This window comes from Gilliamella sp. Nev6-6 (assembly GCF_001690605.1).
In the GTDB taxonomy this organism is placed as follows: Bacteria; Pseudomonadota; Gammaproteobacteria; order Enterobacterales; family Orbaceae; genus Gilliamella; species Gilliamella apicola_C.
In genome coordinates this window covers 1-22,108 of sequence record NZ_LZHP01000053.1, presented here as the reverse complement: position 1 = coordinate 22,108, position 22,108 = coordinate 1, and the positions used below count along the sequence as shown (strand labels likewise).

General features: G+C 35.8%; 23 protein-coding genes. 2 read left to right on the top strand and 21 right to left on the bottom strand.

Annotation, left to right across the window (positions count from 1 at the left end; all coding sequences use genetic code 11):
• Positions 1 to 4,419: a chromosome partition protein MukB gene (gene mukB / locus A9G42_RS06175; protein ID WP_065652962.1), complete on the top strand. Its 4,419-nt coding sequence runs from the start codon at positions 1 to 3 to the stop codon at positions 4,417 to 4,419.
• Between the two features lie 131 nt (positions 4,420 to 4,550).
• On the opposite strand, the gene A9G42_RS06170 is transcribed toward mukB, so the two are convergent.
• The 13 genes from A9G42_RS06170 to A9G42_RS06115 all read right to left on the bottom strand — a co-directional run bounded on the left by A9G42_RS06170 (position 4,551) and on the right by A9G42_RS06115 (position 15,173).
• A complete protein-coding gene (locus A9G42_RS06170) occupies positions 4,551 to 5,189 on the bottom strand; it encodes a LemA family protein (RefSeq protein ID WP_065580165.1) in 639 nt (212 codons plus the stop codon).
• A gap of 679 nt (positions 5,190 to 5,868) precedes the next feature.
• Positions 5,869 to 6,039 carry an integrase arm-type DNA-binding domain-containing protein gene (locus A9G42_RS14745; RefSeq protein ID WP_442903194.1) on the bottom strand — a complete coding sequence of 57 codons (171 nt, stop codon included), beginning with the start codon at positions 6,037 to 6,039 and terminating at the stop codon, positions 5,869 to 5,871.
• Positions 6,040 to 6,746: 707 nt separating this feature from the next.
• On the bottom strand, positions 6,747 to 7,115 hold the full coding sequence (locus A9G42_RS06165; RefSeq protein ID WP_065652961.1) for a hypothetical protein: 369 nt from the start codon (positions 7,113 to 7,115) through the stop codon (positions 6,747 to 6,749).
• A 26-nt stretch (positions 7,116 to 7,141) separates the two neighbouring features.
• Positions 7,142 to 7,579: a hypothetical protein gene (locus A9G42_RS06160; protein WP_065652960.1), complete on the bottom strand. Its 438-nt coding sequence runs from the start codon at positions 7,577 to 7,579 to the stop codon at positions 7,142 to 7,144.
• A gap of 53 nt (positions 7,580 to 7,632) precedes the next feature.
• The gene (locus tag A9G42_RS06155; protein ID WP_065652959.1) at positions 7,633 to 10,887 is read right to left on the bottom strand and encodes a tape measure protein; all 3,255 of its coding nucleotides are present in this window, start codon (positions 10,885 to 10,887) and stop codon (positions 7,633 to 7,635) included.
• A gap of 11 nt (positions 10,888 to 10,898) precedes the next feature.
• The gene (locus A9G42_RS06150) at positions 10,899 to 11,225 is read right to left on the bottom strand and encodes a hypothetical protein (RefSeq protein WP_065566075.1); all 327 of its coding nucleotides are present in this window, start codon (positions 11,223 to 11,225) and stop codon (positions 10,899 to 10,901) included.
• A gap of 7 nt (positions 11,226 to 11,232) precedes the next feature.
• Positions 11,233 to 13,620, bottom strand: a complete 2,388-nt coding sequence (locus tag A9G42_RS06145) for a primase-helicase zinc-binding domain-containing protein (RefSeq protein WP_065652958.1) — start codon at positions 13,618 to 13,620, stop codon at positions 11,233 to 11,235.
• Between the two features lie 9 nt (positions 13,621 to 13,629).
• Complete coding sequence (locus A9G42_RS06140; protein ID WP_065652957.1) at positions 13,630 to 14,004, bottom strand: hypothetical protein; 375 nt, start codon at positions 14,002 to 14,004, stop codon at positions 13,630 to 13,632.
• Positions 13,997 to 14,188 (bottom strand): hypothetical protein, encoded by a 192-nt coding sequence (locus A9G42_RS06135; protein WP_065652956.1) that lies wholly within the window; start codon positions 14,186 to 14,188, stop codon positions 13,997 to 13,999. Before A9G42_RS06135 ends, A9G42_RS06140 begins: the two co-directional genes overlap by 8 nt.
• Entirely contained in the window at positions 14,175 to 14,396 is a 222-nt protein-coding gene (locus tag A9G42_RS06130) for a hypothetical protein (RefSeq protein ID WP_065652955.1), read from the bottom strand. Before A9G42_RS06130 ends, A9G42_RS06135 begins: the two co-directional genes overlap by 14 nt.
• Positions 14,389 to 14,622 carry a hypothetical protein gene (locus A9G42_RS06125; RefSeq protein ID WP_065582853.1) on the bottom strand — a complete coding sequence of 78 codons (234 nt, stop codon included), beginning with the start codon at positions 14,620 to 14,622 and terminating at the stop codon, positions 14,389 to 14,391. The genes A9G42_RS06130 and A9G42_RS06125 overlap by 8 nt, the downstream gene beginning before the upstream one ends.
• Complete coding sequence (locus A9G42_RS06120) at positions 14,612 to 14,830, bottom strand: host cell division inhibitor Icd-like protein (RefSeq protein ID WP_065583106.1); 219 nt, start codon at positions 14,828 to 14,830, stop codon at positions 14,612 to 14,614. Before A9G42_RS06120 ends, A9G42_RS06125 begins: the two co-directional genes overlap by 11 nt.
• 1 nt (position 14,831) lies before the next feature.
• The gene (locus A9G42_RS06115) at positions 14,832 to 15,173 is read right to left on the bottom strand and encodes a hypothetical protein (RefSeq protein ID WP_065652954.1); all 342 of its coding nucleotides are present in this window, start codon (positions 15,171 to 15,173) and stop codon (positions 14,832 to 14,834) included.
• 199 nt (positions 15,174 to 15,372) lie between these two features.
• Between A9G42_RS06115 and A9G42_RS13645 the strand changes: the two genes are divergently transcribed.
• On the top strand, positions 15,373 to 15,537 hold the full coding sequence (locus A9G42_RS13645; protein ID WP_141673729.1) for a YlcI/YnfO family protein: 165 nt from the start codon (positions 15,373 to 15,375) through the stop codon (positions 15,535 to 15,537).
• A 316-nt stretch (positions 15,538 to 15,853) separates the two neighbouring features.
• Here A9G42_RS13645 and A9G42_RS06110 read toward each other — a convergent pair whose 3' ends face one another.
• The 8 genes from A9G42_RS06110 to A9G42_RS06075 form a co-directional block, all read right to left on the bottom strand.
• Positions 15,854 to 16,615 (bottom strand): antA/AntB antirepressor family protein, encoded by a 762-nt coding sequence (locus A9G42_RS06110; RefSeq protein ID WP_065652953.1) that lies wholly within the window; start codon positions 16,613 to 16,615, stop codon positions 15,854 to 15,856.
• A gap of 99 nt (positions 16,616 to 16,714) precedes the next feature.
• Positions 16,715 to 17,128: a hypothetical protein gene (locus A9G42_RS06105; RefSeq protein WP_065652952.1), complete on the bottom strand. Its 414-nt coding sequence runs from the start codon at positions 17,126 to 17,128 to the stop codon at positions 16,715 to 16,717.
• Positions 17,128 to 17,328, bottom strand: a complete 201-nt coding sequence (locus A9G42_RS06100; RefSeq protein ID WP_065652951.1) for a helix-turn-helix transcriptional regulator — start codon at positions 17,326 to 17,328, stop codon at positions 17,128 to 17,130. Before A9G42_RS06100 ends, A9G42_RS06105 begins: the two co-directional genes overlap by 1 nt.
• A 204-nt stretch (positions 17,329 to 17,532) precedes the next feature.
• Positions 17,533 to 18,468, bottom strand: a complete 936-nt coding sequence (locus tag A9G42_RS06095; RefSeq protein ID WP_065652950.1) for a hypothetical protein — start codon at positions 18,466 to 18,468, stop codon at positions 17,533 to 17,535.
• An 86-nt stretch (positions 18,469 to 18,554) separates the two neighbouring features.
• On the bottom strand, positions 18,555 to 19,697 hold the full coding sequence (locus A9G42_RS06090; protein WP_065652949.1) for a Fic family protein: 1,143 nt from the start codon (positions 19,695 to 19,697) through the stop codon (positions 18,555 to 18,557).
• 226 nt (positions 19,698 to 19,923) lie between these two features.
• The gene (locus A9G42_RS06085; RefSeq protein ID WP_218837776.1) at positions 19,924 to 20,475 is read right to left on the bottom strand and encodes a hypothetical protein; all 552 of its coding nucleotides are present in this window, start codon (positions 20,473 to 20,475) and stop codon (positions 19,924 to 19,926) included.
• Entirely contained in the window at positions 20,462 to 20,644 is a 183-nt protein-coding gene (locus tag A9G42_RS06080) for a hypothetical protein (protein ID WP_065652948.1), read from the bottom strand. Before A9G42_RS06080 ends, A9G42_RS06085 begins: the two co-directional genes overlap by 14 nt.
• A 268-nt stretch (positions 20,645 to 20,912) precedes the next feature.
• Positions 20,913 to 22,108: IS256 family transposase (locus A9G42_RS06075; protein WP_065652947.1), on the bottom strand; the 1,196-nt coding region annotated here is incomplete at its 5' end.

The following is a 22,108-nucleotide window of genomic DNA, read 5'->3' as shown; positions in this document are numbered from 1 at the left end:
ATGATTGGCCACGGTAAATTTCACTCATTAACGCTAATTAACTGGAATGGTTTTTTTGCGCGAACTTTTGAGCTTGATCAATTAGTCACAACGCTATCGGGTGGTAATGGCGCGGGTAAATCCACCACGATGGCAGCATTTGTTACAGCATTAATTCCCGATTTAACCTTATTACATTTTAGAAACACAACCGAAGCAGGGGCAACATCAGGATCGCGAGATAAAGGATTGCATGGTAAATTAAAACCAGGCGTTTGCTATTCTATGCTTGATGTAATTAACTCTCGTAACCAACGAATTATTTGTGGTGTACGATTACAGCAAGTAGCAGGGCGTGACAAAAAAGTTGATATCAAACCATTTTTATTGCAAGGCTTATCGGTAAATATAAGCCCAACTGAATTAGTAACAGAAAGATTAAATGACAAACAGGCACGTATTTTGTCGTTGCCAGAGTTAAAAGAAAAAGTTGAATTGATGGAAGGCATTATCTTTAAACAATTTAACTCTATTACTGATTATCATTCGGTCATGTTTGATTTTGGTATTTTACCAAAACGATTACGTTCACCATCAGATAGAAGTAAATATTACCGATTGATCGAAGCCTCACTTTATGGTGGTATCTCAAGTGCTATTACCCGCTCACTGCGTGACTATTTATTACCTGAAAATAGCGGTGTACGTAAAGCCTTTCAAGATATGGAAGCGGCATTACGTGAAAACCGAATGACTTTAGAGGCTATTCGAGTTACGCAATCGGATCGTGATTTATTTAAACATCTTATTAGTGAATCGACTAATTATGTCGCCGCTGATTATATGCGCCATTCTAACGAACGCCGAGTGCATATTGAATCAGTACTTGGTTTGCGCCGTGATATGTTTAAAACACAAGATTTGCTTATTAGCAATCAATATCGTCAAGTTGAAATGGCGAAAGAGCTTAAAGAACATCAAGTAGCGCAAAGCGATTTAGAAACGGATTTACAAGCTGCTAATGATCACCTGAATTTAGCGCAAGCCGCATTGCGTCAACAAGAGAAGATCGATCGTTATCAAGCTGATTTAGATGATTTAAATTTAAAGCTTGAAGAGCAAAACGAAGTGGTGCTTGAAGCAAATGAACAATATCAAACTTATCGTGATCAAGTTCAACAAACTGAACAAGAAGTTGATGAAATCAAAACCCAGCTAGCAGATTATCAGCAAGCACTTGATGTTCAACAAACACGTGCAATTCAATATCAACAAGCCTTGCAAGCACTAAAAAATGCGCAATCATTATGCCAACTACCAAAACTAAGCATTAGTAATATTGAAGATCATTTTGCTGTATTTGATGAAAAGCAAAAAGAAATTACCGAACAAGTGCTTGAGCTAGAACAAAAATTAAGTGTATCTGATGCGGCAATTAATCAGTTTGATCGTGCTTATCAATTGGTGGTTAAATTAGTTGGTGATGTGACTCGTAGTGATGCGTTTGCTGCGGCAAAAGAATCGTTAAGAAAATGGCCATCACAATGTTACCAAGCAGAACAAGCCGAACATTTACAGTTACAACTAGATGAACTTGAACAGCGTTTTTTTGAGCAGAAAGAGGCGGAATCATTATTAACACAATTTTGTAAACGCGTTAATCGTCAAGTTAATTACGATGAGCTTGATGATTTAAAGCAAGAGCTTGAAATGCAATTAGACGAAGTCGCAGAGCTTGCTAACAAATCGAGTGAAAAAAGAATTGAATCTAGACAAGAGTTTGAACAGATTCAATCGAAAATTGCTGATTATCGCCAAAAAGCACCATTATGGTTAAAAGCTCAAGATTCCCTAATTGCTTTGCAAGAACAAACAGGCGAAACTTTTAGTAACAGCCAAGATGTTACACAACATATGCAAAAGTTACTTGAGAAAGAGCGTGTGCTTGTTGCTGAACGAGATCAAATTAGTTTTAGACGTAATCAATTAGATGTTCAAATTGAACAACTGAATCAACCTAGTGGCGTTGATGATGGTCGACTATCTGTGCTTTCAGAGCGATTTAATGGTGTCTTACTCTCTGAAATTTATGAAGATGTAACCATCGATGATGCCCCTTACTTTTCAGCGCTTTACGGCCCAGCAAGGCAAGCGATTGTTGTACCAGATTTATCGCTAGTTAAACAGCAGTTAGAAAGCCTGACCGCAAGTGATGAGGATTATCCAGAAGATATTTATTTTATCGAAGGAGATCCATCATCATTTGATGATAGTGTTTTTGATTGTGAAGAGATGAATAAAGCGGTGTTAGTTAAAACCGGTGAGCGCCAATGGCGATTCTCAAGTTTTCCTAATGTACCATTATTTGGTCGTGCAGCACGTGAAATTCATCTCGAAAAATTATCTGCTGAACGAGATGAATTGCATGAACGTTATGCAACTATTTCATTTGATTTACAAAAGTTACAACGCATTGAGCAAAATGTTGGACAATTTATCGGTCAATATCTTGCCGTAGCTTTTGATATTGATCCAGAAGCTGAAGTTCAAAAATTAACAATGAGACGTAGTGAAATTGAACGCCAACTCGCATCTCAAGAAAGTATCGATCAACAAAACCAACAACAAGTTGCTAATTATAAAGAGCAATTAGCAACTATTAATAAACTTGTTGCCCAGATGCATCTACTTGCTGATGATGATTTAGCTGATCGTGTTGATGAATTGCGTGAACAATTAGCCGAAGCGCAAGAGTCAGTGCAATATGTTAGCCGTAATCGTAACACAGTTTCTGAACTTGAACCGATTGTGACGGTATTACAAAGCGATCCAGAGCAAAATGAAGCATTGCGAGAACATTACAATATAGTCAAAGCACAGCAACAAACCATTCGGCAACAAGTCTTTGCATTAACTGAAGTGATACAACGCCGTGCTCATTTTAGTTATGAAGATTCAGCGGGCATGTTAAATGAAAATAGCGATTTAAATGAACAATTACGTTCTCGCTTAGAAATCGTTGAAGCTCAAAAAGTTGCAGCACGCAGCCAAATGCAACAGTATCAAGATAAATACAATCAATATAATCAAACGGTTGCATCGCTAAAAAGTGCTTTTGAAACTAAGCGCGATATGCTAAATGAACTACATAAAGAAATTGAGCAAATCGGTGTAAAAGCCGATGCGATTACTGAAGAGCGGGCACGAGCTCGCCGTGATGAAATCCATCACAAATTAAATAGTAATCGCCAGCATTGTACATCGCTTGAAAAACAACTGATTATGTGTGAAAGCGAAATGACGCAAATGCAAAAACGCTTAACTCAAACGTTGCGTGATTATAAACAGCTTCGAGAACAAGTAGTGCAAGCGAAAGTGGGTTGGTGTTTAGTACTAAGACTAGTTAAAGACAATAGCGTTGAACGCCGTTTACATCGTCGCGAGCTTGCTTATTTAAGTGCCGATGAGCTGCGTTCAATGTCAGATAAAGCATTAGGATCATTACGTTTAGCGGTTAACGATAATGAACATCTACGGGATGTCTTAAGATTATCTGAAGATCCAAAACGTCCAGAACGTAAAATTCAATTTTATATTGCAGTTTATGCGCATTTACGCGAACGAATTCGCCAAGATATTGTAAAAACTGATGATCCAATTGAAGCTATTGAACAAATGGAAATTGAGTTATCGCGTTTGACCGAAGAATTAACATCTCGAGAACAGCAGTTAGCGATAAGTTCCAAAAGTGTGTCAAATATTATCCGTAAAACTATTCAACGTGAGCAAAACCGTATCCGACTACTTAACCAAGGATTACAAGCAGTGGCATTTGGTCAAGTTAATGGGGTACGCTTAAATGTTAATGTTCGAGAGGCGCATTCCTCACTTTTAGCCGCACTTGCTGATGAAAAAAATGAACATCAAGATCTGTTTAGTAACAATCGTATTACTTTCTCAGAGGCTTTAGCTAAACTTTATCAGCGCTTAAATCCACATATTGATATGGGACAACGAACCGCTCAAAATATTGGTGAAGAGCTACTTGATTATCGAAATTATCTTGAAATGGATGTTGAAGTCAATCGGGGAGCTGATGGTTGGTTACGTGCTGAAAGTGGCGCATTATCAACGGGCGAGGCCATCGGTACTGGTATGTCAATTTTACTCATGGTGATTCAAAGTTGGGAAGAAGAATCCAAGCGGCTACGTAATAAAGATATCTTACCATGTCGTTTGTTATTCTTAGATGAAGCGGCTCGATTAGATGCAAAATCCATTGCAACATTATTTGAGTTATGTGAACGTTTGGAGATGCAATTAATTATAGCTGCCCCAGAAAATATCAGTCCTGAAAAAGGTACAACGTATAAACTTGTGCGTAAAGTTATCAATAACCAAGAACATGTCCATGTGGTTGGGTTGAAAGGTTTTGCGTAATAATTTTTAATTATATTTACTTATTTTTTCGCCGACATTGTCGGCGAATTTTTAATGATAAGTGATAAAAATATACTTTCTTTCAACCAAACCAAAGAAGCGCTAATGTTATCACTAGATCTTTGTTAATTTTACGGCTCGACTTCTTCAGTATTATTATCTCTTTTCGCTTTTATTTTTTTGACATTTTCAGTTGCTACCGAGGCCATTCTTCCCATGGTATCTCTAAGAATTTTTCCATCATCGGTTTTAAATGAAGCAAGCTGTTCTATACCATTTTCATCGACTTCAAAATAGGTTGCTTCAACAAACCCCAACTTACTTGCATAGAATAGATGAGGAATACTACCACGAGTTGAATTATAGATCTGAACTGCCGCATTATAATCTTCTCTTCTTTTTAAAATCGTGTTTTCAATCTCATCAAGTTGCACCATTAATTGCTGATAAGTCGAGTTTGCTTTTAAATCAGGAAAACGATTTGCTAGCATTTGAACATTACCGATAACTCGAGATGCTTCAGATGCAACATTATTTGCGGTAGCAATATTATTACTCTCAGTCACGGTAAAGTGAGTTAACTTTTCATGATCGCCATAACTAGACGCGATATCAGACAACCTTTGCGCTATATCGTGCCTTTTCTTTATCGTTACATAAATATTTGATTGTTTTTGTTTTACATTTTCAGCTAAGCTCCTAAGCTTATTGTATGCAAGAAATAGCCAAACTAAAACAGCAATGACCAAAATAAAAAATAAGAAAAACATATTATTGCCTCTTTGTTGTAATTAAATTTCTATAATTTAGATAATTAATATTTCTTTATATTTCATTGTAAAGATATGATAAAAGCAAGCCAATATGAAACGGGTTTGAATAAATATAGAGAATTGAGCATATATTACAGCTGGCTTATTGATATTAGAAGTGTTACCTATTCAGTAAATATGGTTCGCATCAAGCCCGTTATCGTAAACCTTGCTAATTAATAGGCACGTTATCACACATTCTTGTTACTTTCAACTTATGTTAAAACAATAACTTATTTTATTTATTCAGTAAATAAGGTCTGTAGATAGCAGAAGAGATAAATGATGGTGTTTTAAACCTAACACTGTTCATTGGTTTGAAATAGTGTGAATAAATCTCTTTCAGAATAAATTTTATTTAATAAGTTAAAGACTTTGTTCGAAAATAGAATAGATGTAAATTATTTATACTATTTTTTATAATGATACACCCGCATTAACTACCGATTTATTCATTATAATTAAATTTATATTTTTGTATTTTAGATTCTTTTCTGCTTTCTTATAGTACTTGTTTATTGCATAGTTTCAATAATAAATATCTAAAATCAGTTTATATATAAAGATTTTGTTGGCTTTGACTGATTTGCATTGATATGTTACTGGTGCATAATTCATCTATTTGCTTTCTAGCGCGTCATAATGAAACTTCTGGATAACTACCAAAGCTAATTAATGCGCCTTTTTTGGCATACGGACGCGTATACTTAAAACACCATATTTTAGAATTATTCGATTTAACCAAGAAATACATACCACCATCATCAAATAACGAATAATCTTTCTCTCTTGGCTTGGCGGCTTTTATTTAGGGGGGCTGTTAATGGATGTGTTTTTCTAGCCATAATTATTTTAGGTATACGATATATAGGTATATTATCTTCTTATACCTAGGCATATACCTAAAAATTTTGGTTGTAAATGTACCTTACTGATACTTAATGGGCAATAAAATAGACTTTAAGGCTTGTTATTACTGGGTTTGATGTGCTTTGTAGGGTTTAAAAGAATGCTGATGTTTATTGATTTGGTGCGTGGGCGGAAACTGAATTACATAGTGAAAATCATTGTTATTACTGAAACTGCGTTTTTAATAAACCTAATCGTACCCCCATTTGTACCCCCAAAATAAAAAATGACCCCCTACATTAGATAATTTTACCGTGCCAAATTGTAAGGGTAAAAAAATCGGATTATTAATTTTGACGGTGTGAAAATTTACCTAGGCGATCGGTGTCCATTAATTATGGTTTAGATTTTTATACCTCCCCCCCCTATAAAAATAAAATTTTATAAAAAAGTGTACACGGTGTTCACTACTAGCTTGAAGCCTTATTCTAAAAGGGTTTGAACGGTGTACACTTAATGATTTACTATTCACAAGTGTACACTTTTGGTGTTCACTCAATAAAAAACCGCCAATTAGGGCGGTCTCTATTTTATATTTTAGTAGCTCAATTTGAGCCACTAGTTAGGATCTTTGTAGTAAATCTTTGTGCAAGTACACACTACAATTTAACTGAATAGCTCTTTTTTAAAGATGTTTACTATTTGGTCTTCAACATCTTCAAAGCCTTTATTTAAAAAGTCCTTTTTAGCGGTAGGGCGCTTAAACTTCATAGGATGGTTTGGATCAGCGACATATGCGGCATAAGCGGCGGTATAGCCAACTTGCCCAGTTATACGGGTACCATTTACGACTACTTCTCTATACTGCGAATTAACTAAGTTAGATGTGTCAATTGAGGTGTAAAGCGCCGCTTGATTAGCTCCTATAATGATTGACGCATGCATGGCTTTAACCGCTTTATTTTTGATTATGTTGTTTACGGTGTTATCTAAACCTTTTATACATCCTCTAACACCTTTTACTTTTATTGCCATTCTTATTCACCAGTGGTTAATGTAGGTTATTTTATTCTTGTGCAAACTGTTTCTAGTTTTGTTCTAAAATTAATGATGTTAGTGTCATTGTTAATATCCTTTATTTCTGTTATTAGTACTGTTTTAAATGTATCTTTATCAATTGCTTTTATGATATTCACAATATGAGTTTTATAGGTATCAGATACTTCATCTTCAGTTGAGTCAATTTTACTTAAATCAATAAGGGTATTTTCTGTCTTTTTGCTTATTTGATAAAGTTCATTATTAATTATTCTGAATGTTGTAGTGTCCTCAATTGATGACACAGGATCACCCAAGTCTTCATTAGCTCCGACATTGTGTCTTTGATACTGATTATCTTTGCACCGCCAATCACCTACAAGGAACTCTTTTGTAATCTTATCTTCTCCGCAACCGAATAAAGCAAGACTAACTAAACAGATAATAACAAGTTTTTTCATACTATTAACCTTTTTAAAATTTGAATTAATAGTATGAAATTTTGCCCATTAGATCAACGTCGATTTAGCAGTCCCCCAGGTCTTTGTTCTTTCATGATTTGCGCACGGATAGCTTGCTCGATGTTTTTAGCTAGCTGTTGCCCGTCTTGCTCTGACATGCCACCGCTGTCACCAATATTTATTGGCATGTTGATAGTAAGATTTACGCTTGAACCGCCTTTACCGTTAGTAATTTGACGATTACTCAGTACTCGCCCGTTTTCGCCCGGTATTAAGTACTGTTTACCGCCAGCAACTAATATTTCAGGCTTACCGCCCTCGCCAACACGATACATTGAGCCAGCATCTACTGGACCACCATTTTTACGCGCACCAGCTATACCTAGCGCTTTCATCGAACCAATAGCCGTCGCATATGATGTTGCGCCTGTAGTTGCCGCTGCGCCTTGCGTAGCAATAGATGCATACATCGCCGCAGGTTGATATGCCGCAGCTAAAGTGCCAGCCTCCAAAATTTGAGCCGCCGTCGTTGATGCTGATGTCGTTTTAGCTACAATTGCGTTTTTAACGTATTGCATACCCATTTGCACAAGCGAGCCAATCGCTTCATTCAGTATAACGTTAGCAAAATTTTGCATTGCTTGTGTTGCTGTCATTGTGCCTGATGCCAGTCCAGATATTGTACTTGTCGCACTGCTTGCTAATCCCTCAAGTGATGACGCCAAAAACTCGTTAGCATCGCTCTGATTTCGCCAGATTTCCCATTGCGCATTTATCCTATTTTGCTCATACTGATGATTAGCAGCTTCTCGTAGTGCAAGCGCATTTTCTTCTGTCAGCCATTTTTGATTCTCGAACTCTTGAATTAAAGCGAGTTTTCTAGCATTTTCATTAGCCAAAGCTTGGACTGGGTCAACTTGAGCGATAGCGTCGTCAATATTAGATACAGCAGCATCTGACTTGATTTTAGCCATTTTAATTTGATGCTCTCGCTCAAGTTGTTCAAGCTTCGAGTTATATTCTGCATACTTCTGTGGATTTTTAGAAAACCAGTCATCTAACGCAGCTTTTGAATTGTTATAATTGTTTTTTTCAATATCAATTGGACTTTGCAAAGTACCTAGCGCTTTATAAGCTTGCGACGTTTCGATTAACTTCCGAAGCTTTTCCGTTTGTTCTGCTGTAACTTTACCGCCCATTTTTTGAGTAATTGCAAGTAATTCAGCTTCAACAGTAAGACCTTGTGCTTCTAATTTAGCGACCTCTAGCTTGTCACTAAGTTCTTTAATTTCCTCTGCGTAACTTTTAGTTGTGCCTTTTTTATTACTTGTCTTAATTTTATTGTTTTCAATCGATAGCGCCTTTAGCTGAGCTACCAGCGGCTGTAAAGCCGCGACTTGGTCATTTGTTAGCTTAGTAAAGTTGGCTTGACCCAAAGCTAAAGCAGCTAAATCTTCTTTATACTCATCGGCTCTATCGCCCAAAGTCGAGTAAAGCCCATCTAAAACAAACGCCGCTTCGCTATTTTCTTTGGCTTTCAACTTAGCAATTTCTAGCTCTTTGGATAAACTTGCTACTTTTTTATCAATCTCTGATTTTGATGCGTCATCCCAGACTTTTGCCAACTCTTTACCATTATTTACAAGCTTTGGCCCTATACGGGATGCTAGTATATCTTCGACTTCTGCTATTTGTTTTTGAGCCGCAAGTATTCCGTCGAGAATATCTCTTTCTTGCGCACGCTGCTTGTTTCTAGTTGCGATAGCTTCGTTTGTTCGACGTTCAGTTATAAATGGAACCTTCCCGTCTAAAATTTCTTGTGTTGATTTCATTTCAAAGCGCAATAGCTTTAGCTGTTCTTGTGCGTTTTTTATATCTTTAACCGCCTCATCTTTGATAACAACCAATCTTTCATCTGTAAAATGGTTAAGCTGCTCAGAAAGTTCCTTCACTTTTCCTGCTAAACCCATCGCTCCTTCTTTCGCTCGGTTTGCTTTTTCATAGAAATAATACAAAGACATAGCCGCTATCATAGCTGCTCCAGCAGGACCACCTAACAAAGCCATAGCAGACCTTAAACCATTAGCCGTAAAAGAAGTTGCTTTCATTGCCGCATCAAGTCTTGCTTGTGCTGCTGTTTGTTTAGCTGTAGCAGCGGTCAATGCTTCAGTGCTAGCTTTTAGCTGCTTTCTAATAGCGTTTCTAGTTGTCTCTGTTTGCGCTAATTTTAATTGTGCGGCTAATGATTGCTGAGCAGCTCTTGCGTTTGCCAATTCTGCTTGCGCTTGCTGTAGTGCTGCTTGTGCTGCTGCTTTTTCAGCTTGAGCTTGTCGAATATTCGCAATGGTCTGCTCAACACTTTGCTTTGTCGCACTAGCTAACGATGTAATATATTTACCTGCATAGATAGCAGCAAGCGCACCAACCCCTGTCATCAAGATATCGACATTCTGAGACATTAAAATCAGCGAATCAACTAAAACTTTGGTTGCGCCAGTTGAATTATTGAGTTCACCGAGGTATTTTTTTAGGTTATTCGTAACACGATTGATACCATCAGTTACAGTATTACGCATATTATCAGCAAGTGCCGCAGTTTCATCTTGTGCTGCTATCATCGCATCGGTAAAGTCCGACATAGATAACTTACCATCAGACGCCATTTTCCGAACTTCGGCTTCGGTTTTATTTAGCTGTTTACCTAGCGTTTTTAATATGCTCGGCATTGCGTTAAAAACCGCCATTGCCTCAATTCCAGCTAGCTTGCCTTTCATTTGTGCTTTAGTTAAAGCGTTGATAGCTGATTCTGCACCTATTGCGTTAGTTTTATTGATTGTCATCAGATTAGATAGCGTATCAATATAAGATAGCGTGCCTTGAGTGCTGTAACCCAGTTCTTGCATTGAGTTAGATAAGCGAATGTAAAGCTCTGATGATTCTTCAATTGTACGACCGTTTCGGTCAGATGTAGCTAATAGCTGGTCTAAAATGTCTTTAGTTTGTGATGCTGTAGCACCCGTGTTTTGAATTCGATCTTCTAGCTCATTCCAACTTTGTGCGTATGAAATAATTTGGCTAGAAACTAACGCAGCAGATACGGCTTTGGCAATAGTAGTAAGTTTACCAAGTGCCCCACCCGCACTTTTTGCTGAGGATTCTAGTTTATCTATACCTTTTGATGCTTTCGATCCACTATCACTTAATTCCTTGAGTTCTTTTTTAGCTTTTTCGGTTGCTTCTAGTAACTCTTTTAGCTCTACGTTGCAAGTAATAGTAAAATACTCGTCGCGTGGAAAGTATGTCGCCATATAATAATCTCCTAATGATAAACGCGCGTTGGGGTTTGTAGTAATGATTGTTCGGTATATATTTTTATCGCTCGATTCCCCCAGTCAGTTATATGCCAAGGTTTACTATAAAAATTAATCATATCTTCGATAAAATGGAATGGGTCAGATTTTCTACCGTTTTCTGTACAAAATAGCGCTAGTTCAACTAACCCCGATGATAATTGTTCTTTTGTGATAGTTCCTGTGTAAGTGTCACCATCGTTAACAAAGGTAAATACGGCATTACCTTGTTTAGCTATCATTTCATTAACATAAGTTTCCGCTATAGCGTCAGCAAGTGCTTTCAATGATTTCATTTTCTTTTTATACTCCTTTAAGTTTTGGTTCTTCGGCTTTAGGTAGCCAGTCTTGACTAGTATTGATATTAAGCTCTACGTTGGTTCTCATCCCTTTATTTGCTCTTTTGCGCATGTAGTCTTTACCGTTTTCTTTCATTGCATAATTAAGCGATGTGCCAAATTGCGTTAGTGATAGCGGATTGTTTAAACCTGTATTGCGAATGTATTCAATATAAGCATGGTATAAATATTTTCGGGGGTTAAAGGGCATTATTCCCATATTGCCAATAAACATACCATTGGGGTAATCAAGCGCATCAAGATAACTACAAAAATCCACTAAATGATCGGATTCGCGTTTAATCGCCGTCGCTTCGTCTGATTGTTGTTGCTGGTGTAGTCTTTCTTTAGCTTCTGCTGGACTGGTAAACTCATTTAATAGCAACCTCACAATTGAGGGTAGCTCTTGCTCTATTTTGCTGACCAAGTCTAAGTCTCTTTCTTTTTCTGGTATCACCTCGCCAAAGTGGAAGATAACTCTACGTCGTGATATGCCACCATTTCGTTCGTTAAACCTCATGGCCTCGTTATTGATAACCAAGACTACCGCAGGGATTTTACATGAGTAAGGTTGCTTGTGTTTTGGGTCTATTGCGACTTCATCACCACCAGTAATCGCTTTTAACCCTGCGCCACTGCCCATATAACGCGGTTGGTCGGGTAAGATGACTAATGAGTAGCCTACAATTAAAGCCCTGTCCCTTGCTTTTTCTAATGCGTCCATGGTGCCTATTACGGTATTGTTTTTACCTGCTAACATCGTTGCTATTTCAGCAAAAACACTTTTACCGCTACCGCCTGCGCCTGTAACCTCTAAGAATAATTGCCAGTCATGACGATTAGCCAATATCATATATAGCGCAGCTAAGATATTTTTAGCCTTATCTTGATTGCCTGATGCTCTTTTTAGCCATTTAGCGAAGTTTGGCGCGTGAGTATCAAAAGATTCATTTTCTTTGGCAGGGTAGTAATCAATATCATTACTGACTAATAGCCAATCTTGCTTATTGTGCGGTTTAAAGGTTTGTTTTTTTAGCTCGTATACACCATTTTTAAAGCAGATTAAATCTTTTTGAGGTTTTCCCATTATCGGTAGGGACAATCTGAGCGATTCAACCGCTGAGCTAATTCTTATGGGATTAAATGGTTCGCCTGATTGAGTAAATAAATCGGCTAGGGTTCGCATTAGCATTTTATCGCTGATGGGTTGCCATGCGTTATCTTGATAGTAATAGATTTCATCTGTAGTAAGATTAATTGCAAGGTTATTGTCATAATATTGATTGAGTAGCTCGGCACGCTGGCTTGATGCCATTTGTGATAGATTCATGCCTGATAAATCTTTTTGATTAGTCGGTTTAGGTAAATTGGTTACGCTATCATCAGCATGAGCCAACATTTGATTAAATGAAACTGACATTTTATCAAGCCCAAATTGTTGCCTATAATCATCCCAATCACATTTATAATCTGTATCAGGAACGGAGTAATAGCCATTTACAGCTTGAGCTGCTTCTATTGCTTTTTCTTTACCTGTATTTTTATCATGACCAATATCGTTATCACCTGCAATAATGATTTTAGCGGTTGGATTTAGTTCACGAATAGCCTTGGCCACATGAATAAGATTGCCTGCGTCAATGGCGGATATAACCATAGATTGATGGCGGAATTCTGCTATTGATATTCCAGTCGCTAATCCCTCGCAGATAATAATTTCATTATGTGTGAGCAAATTTGCGTACACCTCGGCAGGTGTGCTCATTTTTGAGCTGACCAAGGTGAATGCCCCTTTTTTATTGGAACCTTTCATTAAGTGCTTACGACCATCTACTTCAATAAATTGGCCACCTGTGTATTCATTATGAAGATTTAGCATAGGCACAAAAATACGCCCGTTATCTAACAAGGGTAAGTCAAAGGTTAATCCTTTCTTGGTCAGGTATTGAGATTGCCCTAATGTTGCTTTAGATAGCAAATACTCGACCTTTTTACATACGGGATTATCTGGTATGTTATCGTTATGCAGTTGTTCGGAATCTATTTTCCTAAATACGAAATTTTCCCGTATTTGGTTATTCTGATTAGGCAGATTTAAACACTCCACTACTCTACTTGATGCTTCTTTAGCATCACATTGGCAATAGTTTTTAATAAGCTCTAAGCCGTCACCACTACCGCACTGGTTACAGATGTATGTACCTCTACCATTTTGGTTATCAAATCTAAATCTATCTTTACCGCCACAGACAGGGCAAGGGCAATGCTTGCCATTACCTACTTTAATACCTAATGATTGGAAGATATAATCCCATTTACCTATAGCTTGGGTTGTAATTTCATTGATTTTCATTACATCCCCTTAATGAATTGTCGAGCTAGATTCAGCTTTAATATCTTCGGCTAAATCAATAAATAACGATGCAAGCATTTCTTGCCCTAATTGTGTTAGTGCCATAGGTTTATCATTGCTTTCGCTGTACATCTCTTTTAATAGCCCATAGGTGCGATTTAAGCCGTCACTTTCGCCAAAGTCTTCAATTAAGCTATCTTTAAGATTCATTTTTAGCCCTAACACAATTAAATCTTTATCAATATCAATTTTGATACCGTCATGAATAAATACCTTGGCGCCACTTTTATTAATCTGCTCAATTAAAAATAAACCTGCTATTATCACCATGGTAGAATCAACGATACTATGGTGAATTGCTGTTACTTCTTGCTGATTATTCATGATTTACCCCCTTAATTTGTGTCATGTATCGCCTAACTTCGGGTGGAAGCCGCTTAGTGACATCGGCAAGTAAGTTAGGAATTTCAGCTTTGCCAAAAGAAATCAGCTCTATATATCGGTTATTTTTGAGCCTTAATGCGGTAATAGTGCCGTCATCGTTATGGACAAAATCAAACTCTTTCATTCTTTGCCTCCTTGCGCTCGGTTTCGCTTCTAAACAGCTTTTTAGAATCGTTAATTAAGTCTGATACAGCATCAAGGGCATAGGAGCGTAATTCTTCGTTAATTGGCGCGTTTGAATCACAATCAGCCATTAAAAGCGTGGTGATAGCGTTAGCTTGTCCTAGTCTTGTATTGATAGTATTAATTGCGTCCAATGAGATATTAGCCATTATTATTATCCTCTGTTAACCCGTACTCTTGTAACTCATCAAAAGCTTGCTCTACTAAATCAACGATAACCCATAGTAAATTACTCATGTCGGCTTGTTCGATAAAAGGCTCGTCATATCCTGCGCACTTATAGTTAGTGTTATCTAAGGCAATTTTAGCCATGCTCCGAACTTGAATAAGTTTTGTTTCGATGTTATTTAATATCTGAAAGTTATTATTGCCCATAGTGATAACCTCCAAAGCTTTTAGTGTCTTCAATAACTGGATATAAGCGAATTCTGGCAATAAAGATAAGGGATGATTTGCCTAGGCTCTTGCGTGCTTGGCGTTCGGTTGTTGCCGTTATTTGGACTACTTGAGCCATTGATAGGTCATAGAATTTAAATAGTTTGGTTTCACGATTACCCTTTTCTTGATGATTCGTTTTCAACATACTATTTACCTCCCTTATGGTTTTGCGTAGCATCAAGTAGGTTAATTTGATTTGAAGCGAAACAAGCGACATCCCTTAATTGTGCTAGTAAATAGCCAATATCGCGCATATCACTTTTAAGGTTCTGCTCCGAATAACTCTCATTCTCACTAGCCCAAAACATCAGGTTACCAATCGCACCTATTCCATATAGAATAGATTGCTGTAGTTCTTCAAAATGATTCTCAGCTTGTAGTAAATGGTGTGTTGGAATATCTGCTTGATAGAGATTTAAAACAGAAATTAAATTAGATAGGTCAGGTTGCCCATTTTTAGGGCGTAGGGTATCATTACTATTAGCCATAGCATTACTCCGTTTAATGTTTGTGGTTAGATCCCTTGATAGTGTTGCGAGCACATCAGGGGATTGTTTTTTTAACCTAATAAATTCATCAGGTGTGTGCTCACTATATTTTATAGTGTGGGCACACGTCAAGCCTTTTTTATTATTTAGTGATCGTGTATAGTGTCTGCACACTAATAAGCATCTTTTAGGTATAAAAATGGCTACAGGTAACAAAAATAATAAATCGGATAGAAAAGCAATCCGCTTCCCCCATGAATTAATAGAGCGAATAGACGAGCAATCCAAGAAAGAGAATACTAACTTTTCCGCTTGGGTTATTGCTACTTGTCGCGAAAAACTAGCTAAACTAGATAAGAAATAATCTTTTAACTTAATGCCGCTGATTGGTGGTATTTGTTTTCCCATTCTCCTTTTTATGGACTCAAGAAACCTACTTTTAAAATTCAACCCCATGTAATGATTAGTACGCATTAAAAAACGGTTTTCGCTGCGCACTGAGTGCGCATTTTTGCACTGGCTTCCATTAAAATAGTTTTTTGACTGGAAACTAGAATTATTGCTAATCAAGAAAAATGATTTAATCTTTTTGGTGGCGTTAATCCCGTCAAAATAGCAATTTAAGCGATTATTTAGAGATTGGGTAGCTAGGGTGTTAAATGAGCATGTAGTCATCATAATTAAGCCACCTGTGCCATATGACGGATCAAATAAGCATGAGATAACTTTATTAGCTCGGCTTTTCTCTGATGATAGTCGTAACCAATATGGATTAATGTTATATTTGCGTTCTCAAGGTATGCGATATGGTTTAATTCAAATTCGTTTAGGTGGTCACGAATATTACCAGTAAGATTATTGGCTTTCTTGTATTTGCTTGATGTAGTACCTAATACGATGCGGTTAATCATATCGAATTCATTAGTAAATACGGTGTTATTTGCGCTTTTCCCCAGTGCTTTACGTTGCTCTGTTAAAGCGTCACACATAGGACGGCTATAATCTGCGACTTTTAAACGTGCTTTTAATCGATTAAGCGCTTTCTTCTGGATTGCTGGTGCGATTTCTTTAAGGTGTTCTTCACAACGTATAAAGTACTTTCTTATTGCTCGTCCTTTCTCGTTGTTTTCAATCATGGCCAATTCTTTAGCCATGTTTAAAGTTAGATAATAATCAACACTTCTACGGTCTCCTCCTCTTACCGTTTCCCTTTTATTAAGCTGTTTGTTTTTTATACTTTGAATCACCAATTCGGGGGAATCAAAAACCACATAATCATCATTTTCAATAAAGCCATATTGTTCTATACGCCCTTTTATCCATGTAGAAAAATCACGCCCTATACCAAGAAAACGATGTAATTGTTTTGCGCTAACTGTTTGCTGTAATTTGCCGTTGAATTGCGTTTCTGTTACTGGCACTAAATTATTAAAATCTGTCATTGTTTTATTCCTAATCTGTCTATTTATTTCCCATTTAGCTAAATTTAGGCAAAGGGGTACCGTCGGCTCAAAAATGAGCTTTGCTATAAAATCAATTAATTAAGCTGCTTTACTTGGGTAAAGTGCTAAAATTTGGCTGATATCTGAATCAGTTAATAAGCTATTTTCATAACTAAGAATCAGATTAACTACCTTTTGAGCATCTTCCCTATTGGCTAGGTAATAGCGATAATGTGATCCTATTCCGTCGGTATTAGGTTCATCCATGCGCTTTAATGTGATGCCTAACTTTCTTTCTAGTTCTGAACAATAATTCCTACCGCTAGAAAGCCTACAGGTGCGTAATATCTCATTTTCGGTAATACCATTGTCACCAGTACACGCAATTAATAGGTAAGCTCTCGGCTTTTTAGGTAGCTTTTTATAATTAGATTGGCTATGACTGGAAGCATCTAAATTCCAATCTAAGCCCTCGATGATTTCACGATATAGAGGGTTTTGCTTTATCACCATTATGCTACCTCGCGACGCTCTACTCTGCGAGACTCAAGCCAAGAGTAAATCTCATCAGCTCGATAGCCAACACGGCGTAAACCGATTCTAATTTTTTGCGGAAAAGTTTTATCTTTCTTCTCTAGCGTGTAAAGGCTAGTGTCAGATTTGAAATGTAGTAAGGTTTTTACTTCTTGTTTGGAAAGGATTTGAGTTGTCATTAGTTATATTTTCCTATATCTAAAAGATGCTATAAGAATATAACTGTATAAACAAACATACATTACATTAAATATTAAAATTTACCATTTAATAAAATGGGAAAAAACCTAATAAATTAGCTGATTAACTATCAATAACTAGGCATTGAATACCGCTATATATTAAAATGATATAATTCCCATTTTACTAAATTAGTTTCCATTTTATTCAGAATAATCACACCATTCATCAGGAATAACTAACTCAAAATCATTACTATTTTTCTCTGTAGGTCTTCCTAATTTTATTTCATAAAGCCAGTTAGAAATAGTGTCTTTTGTGGGGGGATTTGCAGAGTTAAAATTATTAATAATTGTAAAGTGTATTTTCCTTGCTATATCAGCAACTTTACTTTGAGGATTTCTCTGTCTGGTTAAGTAAGCCGTATCAATGGCAAACTTCTTATAAAAATGGGGTGGCTTTCCTATAATAAAGTTGTTTTTGGGTTCTTGATATTCTAATTCATCACCTTTTATGAGTTTGTTATAATCATTAAATCTAATTACAAAATCACTCTGAGATACAAAAATCTCATCATATAAACAAAATGAAACATCCAATCCATTAATAAATTCTTTTTTGGATTCAAAACTAGAATAATATTCTTTATTTAGGTATAACCTTTCTATTTTATATAATCTTTCGTCATTTTGGGAATATAGCCTGACTGGTTTATCAAGTTTCTTTACTCTCCAATGCCCAGTTCCTTTATAAACTATTTCAGCACGAAATCTATCATCTGTTGACAAATCAATAAAAAAGGGATTAAATGTACGCCTTGAGCATCTAAGCATTATTTTGCGAATATTTCGATTATTCTCATAGGGTAATAAGTTTATTAAATCTTTAGCAGAAAAACTAAATTTATCAATTCCTGGATAATTTCCTATTAATTTTTTGTAATGTCGAGTATAGCTATTGATTGCAGGAGCATCTCTATCACAAGAAATAGAAAGCTGCCCATATAATGAATCAGCATTCAAATATAAGTCTATACAATATTGGCTCCAGTAAATTAAATCATCAATTGAACAATTTAATTTATTAGCGACCTCTTGAATTGTATACCACTCTTTATAAGGTAATTTTATTTGTTTCATACGCCCCTCACGCCCCTAATAGATATTTGCGCCAGTTCGCTAGGGTTGCGAATGTTCGGGGATCAGCCTAGACGCAAATAATATTGTTAGTTAAAATCTTTAATTAATTCAGCATCTCGTAATGATAAAATAACACCTTTGAATAATGCTGAATCAGTTATCCTTAAAGTGTAGGTTCTTGCTCCATCCTCTATTGGTTTTAGTAATTTACTATCAACTAATTTACCAATCTGGTAGGTTATTTGTGATGATTTCATGTTAGGAAATATTGTTTTTATATCCCCAGTTTTGGTCGTTTCTTGATCTATAACATGTAATAATATTTTCATTTGGATATCTGATTCAATTAACCCCATTTTGCTTACATAATCTAACGCAGGCTTGAGTATTTCTTTTCTGAGATAGTCTCGATTACTTAATTTGTCCAGTTTATTTAATTCAGTTAAGATTCCTGAAAGAACATAAAAACACCATTTTTCTAGTGCTTCAGAGGTTCCTTTATCAGCTTCTGACAGCATAGAATAGTAAGATTCTCTATCATTACAAAATACGGCTGTAGGATTTAACACTCGTCCGCTTACTTTTACATTAAAACCGTATTTAACAAGTAGAGCATAGGTTATAAGCCTTACAGTTCTTCCGTTGCCATTTGAAAAAGGATGAATCCAACCAAAACGATGATGTGCCAAAGCAATTTTCATCAAATCATATTTAGGTTTATCGACTTGATTGATAAAAGTAATAAGCTCGTGTATATGTATATGATCGGGAGGTAGATGGCTTGAACCACTTATTCTAATAGGCTGCTGCCTGTAAGCACCTGGTGTTTTATCTCCTTCAAACTTTAGATTATGTACTGTTAATTGATGAATTTCTTTAATAAAGTGTTCTGTTATATGTTCACCAGCATGGAAATGATCATCAATAAATTTAAGTGCGTTTTCAATATTGTCAATTTCTTTTAATTGTTCAGTTTGAGTGTTTTCAGTTAACTTACTATCTACATAATCATCTAATGTGGTATGATTTCCTTCAATTCTTGCAGAACCTAAACTTTCTAACTTATGAAATATATTTTTAATTTGTTTGAAAATTAGAGGATTAACTTCGGTTTCAAATTTAGAATGTCGTAATAATTCTAATTCAGTTAAAACATCAACTAAATCAGAATCAAAGGATGGATTTAGCCATTCTAAATTAAAATGATTAAATTTTGGTAACAACCCCATTAAATCTCCAATTATCTCAAATGTTATTGTTTAGTTATCTAAAAAATTTTTTTAAATTAAAAATTAAATTAATAAGTTAATAAACTTAAAAAACAAAATTATCTATAATTATTAATTAACATTATCTCAAAAAATAAAGATAAGGTACAGTAATATACAGTTAGGTACATTATAGTTCTGTGTTTTTATACATGGAATTGTTTTAGGTATGAAATTATTGAGGTTACTAATCAGGAATTTTTATACACATAGTGATAAGATGATCACCATCTTCTTTGGTGGGCAATATTTTAAATCCGTATTTTTTATATAGTGCTATCAATGAGGGATTATTATTACATTCTAATATAGCAAATCTACCGCCAGCCATAGCGCGGATTTGTTTAATTATTGTGAAAGTTTCTTGTAATATTAACCCAAGATTTATAGGATTATTTTCAACTGCGAAATTTTTGCCAATTTGCCCAATCAAATGAACTTTTATTTCTGTAGCGTGCTTATTAAATCCATCCATACTAGATACTAATGTTTTAGATATTTCAAAATTACTTGATTGTATTGATGTAAATGCTAAAGAAAAATAGGCGAGAATATCAAGATTATCTTCGTTGATAATAAGATAGGTTTTTGATACGTTCCTTTTGCTAAATTCTATTGCTGAATTACATAAAAAATTCTCTAAATCTTTATTTTTATCGCATGAGAAACAACAAAGGAGGCTTTTTATTTCCTCCTCATCATATTCATTAATAAGTTCATCTAGATTAACCGTGAGCATTTTTTCGGGTTAAAACTTTAGAAAATAATTTTACTGCTTTTTGGGATTCTGCTTTATCGTCTCTATCGCGAGTTTTAATTTTATTTGGTGCTTTATCTAGTTCAATAAGAGTGTTAATGCCGCTAGAATCAGCCAAAACAAACGTTTTGCTAAATGATGATGTTACCATGTTACGCCTCCTTAAAACTAATATTGCACAGTTGTGTAATATTATATAGTTCTATTTTGTTATATCAATATGTATTTAACTGTTTAAGAATGTATATAAATAAACAAAGTTTAATTATGTTAGAATTACATAATTAAAATAACACTTGAGGATAAAGAAATGAGAGCATTTGCAAAAAAACAGTAATAAATATTTAAGCCGTCGCGCTGCTTCAAAACATAAAGCACGTTTATCAGCGAGACTGTTCATAATTCTGTGTCAGCTTAATTCACAAAGAGATTACCTTATCAAGACGATTAGGAAAAAATATCATCAATTGTGACAATGCTAAATTCCAATTTTGGATTGGCATTGTCCATTTTTTCTCCGCATTTTGCAACCCTAAATACAGCAGCTTAAGTAGGCTATTTTCATTAGGAAATCCGCTTTTTGTCTTTGTTAATTTACGAAATTGTCGATGAATTGACTCAATAGCATTGGTGGTATAAATCACCTTACGAATAGGCTCAGGATAGCGGAAATAAGCTGATAAATTATCCCATTTACGACGCCATGATTGGATGACGATTGGATACTTATCGCCCCATTTTTTCTCAAGTTCATCTAATGCATCAATTGCTGCTTCACGAGAGACCGCCTTGTAAACAAGTTTCAAATCGCTCATAAATGCTTTGTGATGTTTAGAGGCAACATACTTAATTGAATGGCGGATTTGATGAATAACACAAAGTTGAACCTCTGTTTGTGGGTAAATAGTATTAATCGCTTCAGGAAAGCCAACTAATCCATCGACACAAGCAATTAAAATGTCATTTAATCCTCGGTTTTGTAAATCGGTCAACACCGATAACCAAAAATGAGCCCCTTCGTTTTCAGATAAATACAAGCCTAATACTTCCTTTTTTCCGGCTAAATTAAGTGCAAGTACAGTATAAACAGCCTTGCTGTGATAAACCCCATCTTCTTTTACTTTATAATGAATTGCATCCATCCAAACAAACGGATAAAGCGATTCTAGCGGTCGTTGTTGCCATAATCTGAGCTCAGGAATGATTTTATCTGTAATGGCGGTTAAAGTTGCAGGAGAAAGACGAAAAGCATAAATCTCTTCAATATGCTGGCTGATATCTTTATAACTCATCCCCAGCGCATACATACTGAGAATTTTTTGTTCAATTTCATCGTTTAATGTTGTCTGATTTTTTTTGATGAGTTGAGGTTCAAATGAACCGTTTCTATCTCTTGGTGCATCAAGTTCGAAACTGCCTGATGAGCTTTTTATTGTCTTTGAACTCTTACCATTACGCCGATTAGGGGTAATGTCGTTGGCTAAATGAGAATCTAATTCCGCCGATAACGCCGCTTCTGTTAGCTGCTTGATTAATGGCGTTAAAATACCATCTTTACCCGTTAGCGGTTGACCATTTTGTAATAATTTTAATGCTTTTTCAAAATCAAATTCTT

What these genes read in the sequence shown, in the direction of transcription:
- A9G42_RS06165 (WP_065652961.1), bottom strand. Translation starts at nt 7,115, where the DNA reads ATGGCAATAAAAGTAAAAGGTGTTAGAGGATGTATAAAAGGTTTAGAT.
- A9G42_RS06160 (WP_065652960.1), bottom strand. Translation starts at nt 7,579, where the DNA reads ATGAAAAAACTTGTTATTATCTGTTTAGTTAGTCTTGCTTTATTCGGT.
- A9G42_RS06120 (WP_065583106.1), bottom strand. Translation starts at nt 14,830, where the DNA reads ATGTTGAAAACGAATCATCAAGAAAAGGGTAATCGTGAAACCAAACTA.
- A9G42_RS06095 (WP_065652950.1), bottom strand. Translation starts at nt 18,468, where the DNA reads ATGAAACAAATAAAATTACCTTATAAAGAGTGGTATACAATTCAAGAG.
- A9G42_RS06140 (WP_065652957.1), bottom strand. Translation starts at nt 14,004, where the DNA reads ATGAATAATCAGCAAGAAGTAACAGCAATTCACCATAGTATCGTTGAT.
- A9G42_RS06100 (WP_065652951.1), bottom strand. Translation starts at nt 17,328, where the DNA reads ATGACAACTCAAATCCTTTCCAAACAAGAAGTAAAAACCTTACTACAT.
- A9G42_RS06135 (WP_065652956.1), bottom strand. Translation starts at nt 14,188, where the DNA reads ATGAAAGAGTTTGATTTTGTCCATAACGATGACGGCACTATTACCGCA.
- A9G42_RS06090 (WP_065652949.1), bottom strand. Translation starts at nt 19,697, where the DNA reads ATGGGGTTGTTACCAAAATTTAATCATTTTAATTTAGAATGGCTAAAT.
- mukB (WP_065652962.1), top strand. Translation starts at nt 1, where the DNA reads ATGATTGGCCACGGTAAATTTCACTCATTAACGCTAATTAACTGGAAT.
- A9G42_RS06145 (WP_065652958.1), bottom strand. Translation starts at nt 13,620, where the DNA reads ATGAAAATCAATGAAATTACAACCCAAGCTATAGGTAAATGGGATTAT.
- A9G42_RS06130 (WP_065652955.1), bottom strand. Translation starts at nt 14,396, where the DNA reads ATGGCTAATATCTCATTGGACGCAATTAATACTATCAATACAAGACTA.
- A9G42_RS13645 (WP_141673729.1), top strand. Translation starts at nt 15,373, where the DNA reads ATGGCTACAGGTAACAAAAATAATAAATCGGATAGAAAAGCAATCCGC.
- A9G42_RS06115 (WP_065652954.1), bottom strand. Translation starts at nt 15,173, where the DNA reads ATGGCTAATAGTAATGATACCCTACGCCCTAAAAATGGGCAACCTGAC.
- A9G42_RS06155 (WP_065652959.1), bottom strand. Translation starts at nt 10,887, where the DNA reads ATGGCGACATACTTTCCACGCGACGAGTATTTTACTATTACTTGCAAC.
- A9G42_RS06085 (WP_218837776.1), bottom strand. Translation starts at nt 20,475, where the DNA reads ATGCTCACGGTTAATCTAGATGAACTTATTAATGAATATGATGAGGAG.
- A9G42_RS06170 (WP_065580165.1), bottom strand. Translation starts at nt 5,189, where the DNA reads ATGTTTTTCTTATTTTTTATTTTGGTCATTGCTGTTTTAGTTTGGCTA.
- A9G42_RS06105 (WP_065652952.1), bottom strand. Translation starts at nt 17,128, where the DNA reads ATGGTGATAAAGCAAAACCCTCTATATCGTGAAATCATCGAGGGCTTA.
- A9G42_RS06110 (WP_065652953.1), bottom strand. Translation starts at nt 16,615, where the DNA reads ATGACAGATTTTAATAATTTAGTGCCAGTAACAGAAACGCAATTCAAC.
- A9G42_RS06080 (WP_065652948.1), bottom strand. Translation starts at nt 20,644, where the DNA reads ATGGTAACATCATCATTTAGCAAAACGTTTGTTTTGGCTGATTCTAGC.
- A9G42_RS06125 (WP_065582853.1), bottom strand. Translation starts at nt 14,622, where the DNA reads ATGGGCAATAATAACTTTCAGATATTAAATAACATCGAAACAAAACTT.
- A9G42_RS06150 (WP_065566075.1), bottom strand. Translation starts at nt 11,225, where the DNA reads ATGAAATCATTGAAAGCACTTGCTGACGCTATAGCGGAAACTTATGTT.